Source organism: Laspinema olomoucense D3b (assembly GCF_025370785.1).
Lineage (GTDB): Bacteria > Cyanobacteriota > Cyanobacteriia > Cyanobacteriales > Laspinemataceae > Laspinema > Laspinema olomoucense.
Window position 1 is genome coordinate 31614 of sequence record NZ_JAMXFA010000027.1, and the last position, 13503, is coordinate 45116.

The 13503-nt window shown below is 49.1% G+C and carries 9 protein-coding genes; 8 read left to right on the top strand and 1 reads right to left on the bottom strand.

The annotated features are described in order from the left end of the window. Nucleotides 1-511 precede the first annotated feature (511 nt). From NG792_RS18840 to NG792_RS18870, 7 genes are all read left to right on the top strand, one after another. Entirely contained in the window at nucleotides 512-1168 is a 657-nt protein-coding gene (locus NG792_RS18840; protein WP_261201701.1) for a sigma-70 family RNA polymerase sigma factor, read from the top strand. Nucleotides 1169-1333: 165 nt separating this feature from the next. After that, on the top strand, nucleotides 1334-3316 hold the full coding sequence (locus tag NG792_RS18845; protein WP_261201702.1) for an anti-sigma factor family protein: 1983 nt from the start codon (nucleotides 1334-1336) through the stop codon (nucleotides 3314-3316). 1544 nt (nucleotides 3317-4860) lie between these two features. Further along, a complete protein-coding gene (locus tag NG792_RS18850; RefSeq protein ID WP_261201703.1) occupies nucleotides 4861-5406 on the top strand; it encodes a COP23 domain-containing protein in 546 nt (181 codons plus the stop codon). A gap of 113 nt (nucleotides 5407-5519) precedes the next feature. Beyond that, nucleotides 5520-6056 carry a COP23 domain-containing protein gene (locus NG792_RS18855; RefSeq protein WP_261201704.1) on the top strand — a complete coding sequence of 179 codons (537 nt, stop codon included), beginning with the start codon at nucleotides 5520-5522 and terminating at the stop codon, nucleotides 6054-6056. Between the two features lie 404 nt (nucleotides 6057-6460). Then, entirely contained in the window at nucleotides 6461-7453 is a 993-nt protein-coding gene (locus tag NG792_RS18860; RefSeq protein WP_261201705.1) for a S1 family peptidase, read from the top strand. Nucleotides 7454-7494: 41 nt separating this feature from the next. Continuing rightward, nucleotides 7495-9336 (top strand): iron uptake porin, encoded by a 1842-nt coding sequence (locus NG792_RS18865; protein WP_261236395.1) that lies wholly within the window; start codon nucleotides 7495-7497, stop codon nucleotides 9334-9336. A 12-nt stretch (nucleotides 9337-9348) separates the two neighbouring features. Beyond that, the gene (locus NG792_RS18870) at nucleotides 9349-9750 is read left to right on the top strand and encodes a hypothetical protein (RefSeq protein ID WP_261236396.1); all 402 of its coding nucleotides are present in this window, start codon (nucleotides 9349-9351) and stop codon (nucleotides 9748-9750) included. Between the two features lie 306 nt (nucleotides 9751-10056). On the opposite strand, the gene ilvA is transcribed toward NG792_RS18870, so the two are convergent. Next, on the bottom strand, nucleotides 10057-11568 hold the full coding sequence (ilvA, locus tag NG792_RS18875; protein ID WP_261236397.1) for a threonine ammonia-lyase, biosynthetic: 1512 nt from the start codon (nucleotides 11566-11568) through the stop codon (nucleotides 10057-10059). Between the two features lie 255 nt (nucleotides 11569-11823). Here ilvA and NG792_RS28985 point away from each other — a divergent pair, with 255 nt between their 5' ends. Further along, nucleotides 11824-13113, top strand: coding sequence for a Tudor-knot domain-containing protein (locus tag NG792_RS28985; protein WP_261236398.1), 1290 nt, complete (start codon nucleotides 11824-11826; stop codon nucleotides 13111-13113). The last annotated feature ends 390 nt before the right edge of the window (nucleotides 13114-13503 follow it).

Here is a 13503-nt window from a genome sequence, read left to right on the forward strand (position 1 = left end):
CTCCCGAGGTCTACCCGTTTTTTAGAGGCCTCTGTGGGCTTAGAATGTTGACGAGCGATCGCTGAAAATTAAAAAGCCGGGGAAACAATTGACCTGTTCAGGAGTCTTGCACTCCCATAAGGACAAACCCAAAAGTGCCACTTACCCACCTCCCGGAAACGGGAACTTTTGCTAGGATAAAAGGGTCTCCAGTGCCTGGAATGTTATAAAACTCATTCCCACCCCATCAGCACCCTTTCGACTGAAAGGGGCTTCGGGCAATCATCCGGAACTTAAACGCTGACACTGCCAATCATCCCGTTACTGGGTAGACAGTTGAGGAATACCCCCGTAATTCGGATGATATGAAAGTCTGAATTGTCAGACTCGTCTAAAAGGCAAACATCAGGGTAGGGGTCGGCACACAGAGCACCTAGGGGTTTCGGAGAGTTCCAGCGGATATTATATCCAGGAAAAAAAACTCTCCATATTCTCGCCGTAAATGACGGGGTTTCCGACCCGTTTTTAATAGATGAGTTACACTCCTTCTACATCCTGGCAAACGGGTGAGGCCAATCATTCTCAAGCCTCAGTGCAACCAGATAAACTGTCAAATTACGATTTAGTCCTGCGCTGTCAGGAGGGCCTGAGCCCTGACCGTTCTGCGTTTGCTGAACTGCTACGCCGTTATCAGTCTCATGTGGATAAAATTTTGTACCACTTGGCTCCTGATTGGCAAGACCGGGCAGATTTAGCACAGGAAGTTTGGATTCGGGTTTACCGGAATGTCAAACGGTTAAACGATCCGGTTAAATTCCGGGGTTGGTTGAGCCGAATTGCCACAAATTTGTTCTACGATGAGCTTAGGAAGCGCAAGCGGGTGCGCGACCCCCTCTCTTTAGATGCCCCTCGGATGTTAGAGGATGGGCAGATGGATTGGGAAATAGCTGCGGATGAACCCGGGCCCGAAGATGACTTGACCACTCGCGAATTTTACGACCAATTACGCGCCGCGATCGCCGATTTACCTGAAGTATTCCGCACGACTATCGTCCTGCGGGAAATTGAAGGGTTAGCTTACGAAGAAATTGCTGAAATTACCGGCGTTTCTCTGGGCACAGTAAAATCCAGAATTGCCCGCGCCCGTCAGCGTCTGCAAGTTCAACTTCAAACTTATTTGGACAGTTAGGCGTCGGGTGGCGGTGTTTTAAACGCCAGTTTCTCATGTAACTTAACGTTGTATTTTCAACGTTAGACGCCCAATCTATTCAGATATGATTATTACTAAACAAGCTTGCAGTTGTGATTATTATTCAGGGTGCATTATCCAGTTTGATTTGGTGGTGGTGTTGACATGAATCCTAACTATGAATCCCATCACGCTCCCCAAAAACCAGCCCTAGGGGGTTCACGATCTTTTAACTTAAGCGATCGCAATCAGCCAATGGCACTATGGAATTCCGTGACCCCAGATTCAGCCGAACTCGACGATCTGTGCGCCGATAAATTTGAATTACTCAGCGCTTACCTCGACGGCGAAGTAACTGACAGCGAACGTCAGGAAGTTGAGGGCTGGCTAGAACATGATTCCTCACTCCGAGACTTACATTCGAGACTCTTAATCCTGCATCGGGGATGGACTTCCCTCCCGGCACCGCTGGAGAGCCAGCCTGTAGAGGTCTTGCTCAAGGGTGTTTTTAGTCGGATTGACGAAATAGAACAACCAGAAGCCGTCACCCCCATCGTTACGGCTCACACGGTTGCCGCTATTTCTGCCGATCGCGTTGAGCTGCTCAGTGCTTACCTCGATGATGAGGTTACTGAAACTGAACGTCAGCAAGTGGAAACTTGGCTCTCCAGTAATGCCTCACTGCGAGACTTACATTCCAGACTCTTAACTCTGCATCAGGGATGGACTTCCCTCCCGGCACCGTCGGAGGCGCAACCTGTAGATGCCTTACTTAATGGGGTCTTTAGTCGCATTGATGCCATCGAACAACCAGAAGCCGTCACGCTTCGGGTGGGCGATCGCGCCGTTGCTGCGATTCCTGCGGATAGATTTGAGTTGCTCAGTGCCTATCTTGATGGTGAGACAACACAGACTGAATCGGAACAAGTGGAAAGCTGGCTCTCCAGTGATGCTGCACTCCGAAACGTCCATTCGCAACTCTTAACCCTGCATCAGGAATGGGTTTCCCTCCCGGCACCGTCAGAGGTGCAACCTGTAGATGCTTTGCTCAATGGCGTCTTTAGTCGCATTGACGCCATCGAACAACCAGAAGCCGTCACGTCTCTAGTGGGCGATCGCGCCGTTGCTGCGATTCCTGCGGATAGATTTGAGTTGCTCAGTGCCTATCTCGATGGTGAGACAACACAGAGTGAATCGGAACAAGTGGAAAGTTGGCTCTCCAGTGATGCCTCCCTCAGACAGGTCCATTCGAGACTCTTAAACCTCCGTCAGGAATTAGTTTCCCTCCCGGCACCCTTAGAGGCGCAACCTGTAGACGCCTTGCTCAATGGGGTCTTTAGTCGCCTTGACGCAATCGAACAACAAGAAGCCGTCACGTCTCTAGTGGGCGATCGCGCCGTTGCGGCGATTCCTTCCGAGCAATTTGAGCTACTCAGTGCCTACCTCGATGGTGAGGCAACTCACGCCGAATCGGAGCAAGTCGAAAGTTGGCTCTCCCATGATGCCTCCCTCAGACAGGTCCATTCGAGACTCTTAAACCTCCGTCAGGAATTAGTCTCCCTGCCAGCACCCTTAGAGGCGCAACCTGTCGATGCCTTACTCAATGGGGTCTTTAGTCGCCTTGACCACCTCGAACAATTGGAAGCTAAAATTCCCGTGGTTTGTGAAGGTGAAGATGTGGCAATTGCTGCGGGGCGATTTGAATTGGTCAGTGCTTATATCGATGGCGAGGCAACTCAGAGCGAACGTCATCAGGTTCAAGAGTGGCTCGATCGCGATCCCGAGGTGAAACGCCTCTATTTGAACTTGATTAAACTCCGCGAAAGTGTGCAAGTTTTGCCAGTTCCGGCGGCGGTACAACCCGTGCAAGAAACGGTGCAGAACTTGTTCCGACGTCTCGATCGCCAGCGTCAGCGGCGGGTTTTATGGGGTGGCGTCGCGATCGCTGCCTTGGTGTTAGCGGGGCTATCGAGCTTAATTTTCCGAGATCGCACCTACAGCCCTCAAATGGCAACAGTTCCCACAGAAGCCCCAACACCTTCCGAACGGTTGATGATTGCGTTAAATGGTCCAGTTGTCGAGATTCCAGAAGCTCCGGAAGCCACAGAAACCAAACCCATTGAATCCCGCGCTCTGTTTGTGGAATGAGGGGATAAACTCCATCGGTTGAGTTGAATGTTTCCAGGGGATGATCAACATCAGGGAGCAGACGGTTAAGGGTGAACTGGATTACTCTTGGGATGGGGTCTAGTTGATGTGAACCGCGCAAAGATCATACAAAAATACCAGACATTGGGTGAAAAGAACAAATAAAACAGGTGTTCCGATCGGCGATCGCCCATAGCTAGAGCTACTCCCCTCTCCAAAGGATGGAAATAGACAAAAGCTATGGGCTTTTGCGTGAAACCCTTTATACCCCCTCTCAATCCCAGGGAAAATTCGGGAGGGCAAAAAATGCTCCTGAATTAGTAGTAACAATTTGATGCCAATCACTTATACCAATGATTTAAACTGCTTATGAGTTCCGTTTCTGCCCAAGTCTAAGCGGCTTGATGTTTTTTATAGCACTCTCAAAAAAGAAGAGTTTTTCCTACAGTTATAACCGAATCTGATACGGGAAACCGAACTATTTATCTAGGCTATCCCTAGAATCTTGGCTCCCAGTTTGGGGGATGAAACTGATGGATGAAAGCCCAAAAGTGTGGTTGAAAACTGGATTGCTGATTTCTACGACCTTTTAAAATACGGATGAGCGAGGGAGTCAGGACATTAAAGGTTAAAAACCCTATTTTTTTTACCGAGTCTCTACCCATTCACCACAAAATAATACTAGAAAGCCGCTTTCTGGTCCTCTGAATTAAAGGAGCCCAAATTAACCCTTTTGGGCATGGGTTTAGCGGTTAGAAAACAGGTGTCTTAACTGGGTCCTGAGCAGCTATAGAGGGTTTTTTATCCGTAATTTCACGCAACCCCAGCGCTCCCGGAACCAGAAGTCTAAACCGACTCATGGGGGTCCATAGAATCCGGACCCGGGGAACATTCCCCCAGAGCTTTCCGCTCTGGAGATAAAACTTTATCCAGTTTTTATCCTTCCGGCTTATTGGCTTATTGGTCCTTCCAGGGCAGGGTTATATAAAATTTTTAGATGGAATCCATAGAGCAGTAGCTTTACTAAAGATTTACACACATTTTCCTGTTATCTAGGGAACAATAGGATTGATATCATATCAATGACTTTATAGCATCCTCCTTTAGAGAGAACCTCTCAATGTGGATTGCACCCATTGTAGATGCTCTACAGGGGATGACGAGACCCGCTCTTGAATCCCATACTTTAAGAAAGCGAAACCCTTACACAGGTTTTCCGTCTTCGAGCAGGGAGGGGGCATTTAGGGGTGAGTGGATTTCCAGATATTCCGTTTGTGGAGGGCTGGAGAGTCATAGAGTCATCGAAGCCTAACCCGCCTGATTCAGAGTTACCGGGTTACATCCAGCGGTTTAGAAGCCCTTCCTCCCCCATAGAGCAATCCCTCTGGCGATCGCGATTATTCCCTCGCGGACAAATTTTTTGAGGGGGCTTCATAAAAGTTAACCTCGGGTTGAGGAAGGCGGGAGAAATGGATGGGTGAAATTCAGGATAATTTTGAAGCATTTAAACGTCATTCTATTTAGTCTATACAGGAGAGGAACCCATGAATCTTAAACAACTATTACAAGTCGCGATCGCTGGCGTTGTAGCAATCTCTGTTCCCCTAATCAGCACCCAAAAATCTGTCGCCCAGTCTGCAGCACCGCTGAGTTCCTTTCAGTGTCAGATTTCTGAGGATCAACTCTTCGTCACCCTAGCCGTTCGCCAAAATGGACAGGTGTCCGACCCGATGATTGTCTGGAAAACCGAGGAATTTAGCGGAGCAGGATACACCCCGGAACGCCGGTGTACAGAGGTCACAAACCGTCTCAATAGCTTGTTACAGGAAAATAACCAGAGTTTGAGCGGACTGTACATGACCGCTGGATTAGTCAATGGTGAAGCGGTCCTCTGTGCTGTGAGCAGTACCCGAGCCGGTTGTAATACCAGAAATGTGCTGTTTACCCTCAACCATGCCAACCGCCGCAACCCGAGCCAAATGTTAAGAAATCTGGCCAGTGCTGGCGTCGTGGGGAGCGGGAGCGCGATTCAAGAGTCGGGAGGACAACCCTACGTTGATTTAAACGTCTTAGTCAATCAACTCTTCTAATCCTCCTATCCTTGGAAGTTGTACAAAGCATTTTGCTGGAAATCGCCGATGCTTGGCGAGCTGGAATGGCAAGATTTCAGTGGATTGGTCCAGTCAGGAAAGAGAACCGAATTATGAGTCTGAAAAAAATGGGCCGATGGGTTGCAGCCCTTTTACTGGCAACCCCAGGAAGTTTACTCCTCTCCCCCAGCAGTATCGCATCATCCCCCAATAATTCAGTGGTGTCCTTTGAATGCCAGTCCTCGGAGAGCTTTTATGCGATTCGAGCGGTCCGAACTGATGGTTCGGTATCCGAGTCGATGATTTCTTGGAGAAATCAAGGCTATCAGAGTTCCGATGACTCTCTGGCGACCTGTCAGCAGGTGTCGAACCAACTGAATGCAGTATTGCATAACAATGGAAATAGCCTCAGTGGGTTATATCTCACTGTAGGACGAGTCAATGGGGAGATGGTGGTTTGTGCGGTGAATGGGACGGATATCGGCTGTAATCGCGAGAATGTTTTGTTTAGCTTCAATGGCAATAACCGAGCCGAACCCGCTAGATTGTTGGCGGGATTGCTGGGGACTGATAGCTTAATTAACCTAGTCGTAGTGGGGAATTTGTTGCAGGATTTTTCCCCCCTGCCTACGCTAATTTTGACCGGGTAGTGGAGATTCTGTTTGAACCGCAAGGAGAAAAGAAGTGAGGAAAGCTTATGAGCTTTATCAAGATAGCCCGCGATCGGTGCGGAACGCGGTGCGATCGCGAAGCTTTGCACCGCCCGATCGCGCCGGTTGCCCACTCCTTGATAGTGGAGATTCGTAAATAACCTAGAGAGAGGCGAAACTTTCTCTAGGTTTTTTATTCAGAAAAATAGAGAGAAAATATCACAGGTTACCCAAGCAATCCAGGCTCTAGGCAGATCCCATCACAAAAGCTCTATCATCCTTCCGGGTTGACCCGGATTAAAATTCGAGGGCCGGGGTCTAACCTATCAGGAAAACACGGGCTTGAAGGGTTAAAATTTCTTCCGTCAACCCGCTCGATTCAAAACTCTATATTACCCATTTTTATGCTATTATTTTGTCGATTTCCGACTTATTGGGTCGCCACAACCGGAGCAGTGGCGATCGCCTTGGCGGTGCGGATGACCCTGGCCCTGCCCGTGGTGGCGAGTCGCTCCTTAGCTCCGGAACAGGTGAATGCGATCGCCTCCCAAACTACGGTGATTATTGCCCAAGGATTACAAGAAGGAGACATCGAAGCCCGCCAAGAATGGAATCCCGGATCTGGGGTGATTGTCGCCCGGGATGGCAATACTTACTCGGTCTTAACCGCCCTCCATGTCGTCCGAACCCGAGAAGTGGTTTATGGGGTCAGGACCAGTGACGGCAAAGTGCATCAAGTTGATGATGTGGAGACCCAAAGTAATATTATTCCCCTGGGAGAAGAACTAGGGGAGTTCGGCGAGACGATTCAGGGACTCGATCTGGCGATCGTTACCTTTAACAGTGATCAAGACTATCCCATTGCGGTGATGGGAGACTCTCCCCATATCGATCGCGGCGCACCCGTCTATATCTCCGGTTGGCCCAATCCGGAAGACGAAAGCGCCCGCCGAGTCCGCGAGTTCCGGGAGGGAAACCTTACGGACATTGCCAATCCTCCCTCGGATGATGGGGGATACAGCTTGCTCTATACCAACGAGACAAAGCGGGGGATGAGCGGGGGACCCGTTTTTAACCAAGAGGGCGAGTTAGTCGGGATTCACGGACGGGGACGCGCTCAGGAAGACCGCTATTGTGTCGATCCCGAGTTAAGCCAAAACAATAGTTGCGGGATCCAAACCCTGCATTTTATCGATCGCGTCCAACGGGAGCAACTGGCCCTCTCGTTTGCAGAACCTCCGGTGAATCCAGAGGTAATCTCCCACGGGATAACCAATATGGAACAGGCGGACACGATTGAAGATATTTATAAAGATTTTACTTTCTTGCGATCGCTCCTGCGGGATGGCCCCTCTGGGGGTTGCTCCAGCCTCTTACTCGGAGAACCCTGTAATTGAGGCGCCCTTAATTTCCCCATTTGGGGACCGCTTCCGAGAGAATGAGATGGGAAACACCCTACCCCGTTTCCCTCCTTGATGTGGCATTTTATCCCAGAGACCTTATCCACAGCTTGTTTTATCTGACTCGCATGAAAACCGCTATTGCTGGTGTTGTCGTCTTTCTCGTCACGGTGTCGTCCATGAGGGCGATCGCTTCTCCTGCCTTGATGCTCAGGGTAGAACCCTCCCAGGCAGAGGACCGGCAACGGATTGAACCGACCACAGAAAGTCCCAACGCCCTAGCAAACAGCCGCACCCTGAAGGGTGGGGCTATACAGACGAAGCCTGCCTACGCAGGCTCATTGAGAAAACAGGTCTTTGATACCCGCATTTGGGAGCAACTTCCCCCCTCCGGAGATTTCAGGATTCCCTCCCCGGACCTGGATACGGACCCAATGGCGCAAACGACCTCTGTCTCGCAACTCTCGGATGTGCAACCCACGGACTGGGCATTTCAAGCCCTTCAATCGTTGATTGAGCGCTACCGTTGTATTCAAGGGTATCCAGATGGGACGTTTCGGGGCGATCGGGCTTTAACCCGCTATGAGTTTGCTGCCGGGTTGAATGCCTGCCTGGAACGGATGAATGAGCGAGTCGCCAGTGCCGGGGAACTCATTTCCCGGGATGATTTAACGGCCCTCGAACAATTGCAACGGGAATTTGCAGCAGAATTGGCAACGTTACAAGGGCGAGTGGAAAATTTAGAGGTGCGAACTGCTGAATTAGAGTCTCAGCAATTTTCCCCCACGGCAGTGTTTGGGGGAGAAGCAATTTTTGCCTTAACGGGAGGAAGTGGGGGAGAACCGCCAGGAGAGGGAGAGAATAATCTGGTGTTTTCTTATCTGGCTCGCGTCGGGGTGGTGGCTTCTTTTACGGGGAAAGATCGACTCCGACTAGAGTTATCTTCGGGCAATTTTAGCGATCGCGGTTTTGCCAATCCGGAGTCGTTTAATACGGATATGGCATTGCTGTCTTATCAAGGGGGATTTAGCGATCGCCTGGTCTTGGATAAGTTAGAATATCGCTTTGCCCTTAGCGATCGGGCGGTGGTTACGTTGCGTCCGGTTGGCTTTAGTTTAAGTAGTGTTCTTACCGCTAACTCCGGCTATTTTGATGCCGGTCGAGGTGCACTGTCCCGGTTTGCTGAAGCGAGTCCAATTTTTAAAATTGGCAGTCTCGATGCTGGTGCTGGGGTGGATTGGCTACTGAGCGATCGCGTGCGACTACAGGCAGCTTATGGCACTCGCAATAGTAGCAGTCTGACTGAAGGTGGCGGGTTTGTCGGCGCTGATCAGAGTGCGGCGGGGATACAACTGCTACTCAAACCCACTAATACTGCGATCGCCGGTTTAACTTATGTGAATGCCTACGCCAAAGATGGCCGCCTGGATACTTTCACCGGCAGCTTTCTGGCGGATACGGGCGGAATTATGGATGAACCGGCCCAGATTAATGCGATCGGGGGTTCCCTGCAATGGCGCTTTCATCCTAACCTCACTTTTGGTACCTGGGGAGCCTGGATGTTCACCAACTCCACTGTTTCCGATGCCTCTGCTACCACCACTACTTACTTGTTTTCCCTAGGATATTCCGACCCCTTCGGCAGACCCGGAGATTTACTCGCTTTACTCGTTGGGCAACCCCCTAAATTAGTGGACGGCACCGATTTATTTCTAGGGGAAGACCCAGATACCTCTTTGCATTTTGAAACCTTTTACCGCTGGCGAGTCAGCGATCGCATTTCTATTACCCCGGGCATTATGTACATCACCAATCCCGAACATAATGCTAATAATGAAGATATTTTTATCGGCACTATTCGCACCACCTTCCGCTTTTAGGAGACTCATTTTATGTCTGAACAAACTGCAAAATTAATGATTTCTCTGGCTTTATTCCCCATGCTGTGGGGTGTCATTTCATCGGCGAGGGTGCTTGCCCAAGAAACCGAACCCTGTCAAGTTGAAGCTAGACCCGGGACCAGTCCCGTCCCCGCTTGTCCCCCCACACTCCGCACCCCCATTCAACCTACTTTTTCTGAAGAGGAAAGACGCGGATTTGAACAGCGCGGATTTGACAATTTTTTACGGGATGCCCTGAATGGGAATAGTGACCCGATGGGTGGTGGAACGATTGGTGGTGCAGTGGAAAGTGATGCGGGACTTGTACCGATTTCCCCTGAAGTTCGCGGGATTGAGCCGACTTTTGACCCAACTGATGTGATTATTCCTCGCGGTGGGGTGAGGGGTCAATGAGATTTTTAACCACGGATTTCACGGATTTTCACTGAGGTTTAGAAAAATTTAGGGATTTTGCGCTGAAAATAAGGGAAATAGGCTTGACAGGGGGGATTGACTCTGATAAATTTAGATTTATAATGGGAGGCTTTGCCAAAATATTATTAGCGTCAATATCCGATTATGAATATAATATGGCATCTAGTCAAGAAATGCAATACCCCTGACGGAAAATTTTTGGCGGCGCGTTCCAGTGTAGGGGAGGAGGATGAAGGGAAAGCTTCTAGCTGCTGAGACCTTCATCCGGAGAAGAATTAATTTGTGCTATCCCAAAAATAGCGTATAAGCGGGATTTTGATTTTCATCCCAGTAGCGATAGCCGACATTATCAAGAAATGCTTGCCATTCCTGCATTTCTTCGGGGGGAACTTGCATTCCCACGACTATGCGCCCGTAGTCTGACCCGTTATTCCGGTAGTGGAACAAGCTGATATTCCAGTTGCGACTCATGTGACCGACGAATTTCATTAAGGCCCCGGGACGTTCGGGGAATTCAAAGCGGTAGAGTAATTCATTATGGGCGAGGGGGGAATGTCCTCCGACCATGTGCCGGAGATGTAACTTAGTGAGTTCGTCATCGGTGAGATCCAGGGTTTTGAATCCATTGGCCTCAAAGGTTTCTACCATGTTAGCGGCGTCGGCGCGGTTGGCGATTTGCATTCCGACGAAGATATGTGCTTCTTTTTGGTCGGCGATGCGGTAGTTAAATTCGGTGAGATTTCGTCTACCGATACAGTCGCCAAATTTGCGGAGACTTCCCGGTTCTTCGGGAATGGTGACGGCAAAGATTGCTTCGCGACGTTCCCCAAATTCGGCACGTTCGGCAACGAAGCGGAGGCGATCGAAGTTCATGTTGGCACCGCAGGCAACGGCAATTAAGGTTTCGCCTTGGATGCCTTCTCGTTCGACATAAGCTTTCGCACCGGCGATCGCCAAGGCCCCGGCAGGTTCTACAATCGATCGCGTATCTTCAAATACATCTTTAATGGCAGCACAAGTATCATCGGTGCCGACGAGGATAATATCATCTACATATTGTTGGCACAAGCGGAATGTTTCTTCCCCGACTTCTCGAACTGCAACTCCATCGGCAAATAATCCCACTTGAGATAAGCGCACTCGATGTCCTGCGTGGAGGGATTGGGACATGGCATCGGCATCCACGGGCTCAACCCCGATAATCTTAATTTCTGGACGTAAGCGTTTGACATAGGCGGCAATTCCCGCAATTAATCCACCCCCCCCGATCGCTACAAAAATGGCATGAATTGGTTTCTGATGTTGCCGTAAAATTTCCATGCCAATGGTTCCCTGTCCCGCAATCACATGAGGGTCATCAAAGGGATGAATAAAGGTTAATCCTTTTTCCGCCTCCAATTCCCGGGCATAAGCATAAGCATCATCATAAGTATCCCCATGCAACACCACCACTCCCCCACGGGATTTGACTGCATCCACCTTGACTTGAGGCGTTGTCACCGGCATGACGATAATTGCCTGGGTTCCTAGACGGGATGCACCGAGGGCGACCCCTTGGGCATGGTTGCCTGCGGAAGCAGCAATGACGCCTTTTGCCAGGAGTTCCGGGGGCAGTTGCGCCATTTTGTTATATGCGCCACGCAATTTAAAGGAAAACACCGACTGCATATCTTCCCGTTTGAGGAGGAGTTGATTATCTAGTCGGGCAGAAAGATTCGGGGCATACTCTAGGGGCGTTTCTTGGGCAACATCGTAGACACGGGCGGTCAGGATTTGGACCAGGTAATCGCAATACATGGGGTCAGGGGGTTGGTAAAAACGGGATAATCTTTTATTCTACGCTACGGGTGTGATCGATAAGGAGTCTCTGAGCAAAATGAGTCGGTTTAGGGCTAGTGGCTCCAACCCCCGGCGGGGGCGAAAAAAGCCCGGATTGGAGCAGTCACAATATTTTCTGGGTGGCAAGATTAAGTTTCCCTAAAGAAACCTACCATTTTAAAGGGGAAAAGCTATGATTGCAGACAACCTTTTATATGGTGAGGATTCCGAATTGTGGATAAGTCCATTATTCAGTTAGTTGACGAGCTACCTACTGATAACATTACGGTAAAAGTGTTAAAGGCATTGGATTATTTGATGCCCGGTCAGTGGGATAATCTAGTTGGTTTTGACAAGAGTATCCAAGCCATTACTGGAGAAAGTGACCCCCAGGTTATACAGAAGATTCGCGATCGGGCTGTGGCTTTGTATCACGACCCGAAGCGAGGCTATCAGACGGCTATCAAGCTTTATCAGACGATTGACCGCGCTGATGCAGCGTTAGCCACTGCAGCTTTAGCTAACAAGGTGGGAGAAAAAATCAGCTTTCTGTCATTTTTGAATACAATGACGCCGAAAGCAGATACGACACAAACCATTGATTTATTGCTGAAAGTTGTGGTAGAACTGATTGCCTACTGCAAATTGAATGGTTTGCCGAATCCCAATCCTCAACAATTTGCCACGGCTTTGGCGAATAACTATCAAGATGCGGCGTTGATGCGGATGATGGCATTAGTCTGCATTGATGGCCTGTTGCCGCTAGGTCCGAATTTTCTGGGTAAGATTCACGAAGTGATGACGGGGACGGAGGGGAATATCATCACTGGAAATCCTGTATTTGTAGCGGTGAATAATTTTATTCCCGGAAACAGTCCCTCGGATAAAGTGGGATTTATTAATCAGGGTTTTGAGGCCGTAGAAGGGTGGATGAATAACCTGGTGGCTAAAACAGGGGTGACGCCTCAATCTATTCTACAAAGTTTGGGTAAATTCATCCAAATTGCGGATGATAACTTAGACTTTGTGGCGGTGTTTTTAGACCAAACGACTAATTACTATGAACATACGGGCATTCAATCGGTAGCCCGAAAATTGATTTTGGATGCTCAGAGTTCGGCCAACTTAGGGGAACTACCCGCTGCGGGAAAAATTTCGGCAGGCGGAAAAATTTCGTCTGGGTATGCGGTTGGTCAGACGGTAGAAGTTTGGGATGGAGAAGACGAAGATTGGTATGAGGCAACTATCCTCAAAATTAAAGAGGATGAATATTTTGTGCATTATGTGGGGTATGGTTCCTCGGATGATGATTGGATAGAGGAAGAAGATCTGCGCGATCGCAATTATTCGCCCTCAGAGGACTATGATTATGCGGTGGGTCAAAAGGTGAAAGTTTGGGATGACGAAGAGGAGGAATGGTACACTGCCATCATCCAGGAGGTTAAACGCAAGAAATGTTTTGTGCATTATCTTGATTATGATTCCTCTTATGATGAATGGGTGGATAATGATGAAATCAGTTAAAAGATTGCACGGAGGAATCAGGTAGAGAAACTTAATATCCGGGAAAGTTGATTACCGATAAAATCTAGGGTGAAGGTGGGTTGAACAAGTATCACCCACCTTTTTTATGAAATGTATCCTAATATTATGTTGGCTCGATCACCCACCGTGACCTAACCCTCTTCTCCCCCATCCTTTGCAAGGATGGGGGAGAAGAGGAAGAAATGGGTTTTTTAGTTAATCCACCGGAATTGATATTATATTTTACCTGGCTCTCTTGACGGATGTCATTATATCTGAGATAATTAAAGGCGATCGCAACTGGGGACAAAAAGAGGCGATCGCGCTCATGGATGACCGGAGCTGGATTCGATAAACTTGATGATTCAGCGCGGCTATTCTCTCCACCGA

Coding starts and splice junctions, on each gene's coding strand:
- NG792_RS18855 (WP_261201704.1), top strand. CDS start 5,520: ATGAGTCTGAAAAAAATGGGCCGATGGGTTGCAGCCCTTTTACTGGCA.
- NG792_RS18850 (WP_261201703.1), top strand. CDS start 4,861: ATGAATCTTAAACAACTATTACAAGTCGCGATCGCTGGCGTTGTAGCA.
- NG792_RS18860 (WP_261201705.1), top strand. CDS start 6,461: ATGCTATTATTTTGTCGATTTCCGACTTATTGGGTCGCCACAACCGGA.
- NG792_RS18845 (WP_261201702.1), top strand. CDS start 1,334: ATGAATCCTAACTATGAATCCCATCACGCTCCCCAAAAACCAGCCCTA.
- NG792_RS18840 (WP_261201701.1), top strand. CDS start 512: ATGAGTTACACTCCTTCTACATCCTGGCAAACGGGTGAGGCCAATCAT.
- NG792_RS18870 (WP_261236396.1), top strand. CDS start 9,349: ATGTCTGAACAAACTGCAAAATTAATGATTTCTCTGGCTTTATTCCCC.
- ilvA (WP_261236397.1), bottom strand. CDS start 11,568: ATGTATTGCGATTACCTGGTCCAAATCCTGACCGCCCGTGTCTACGAT.
- NG792_RS18865 (WP_261236395.1), top strand. CDS start 7,495: ATGAGATGGGAAACACCCTACCCCGTTTCCCTCCTTGATGTGGCATTT.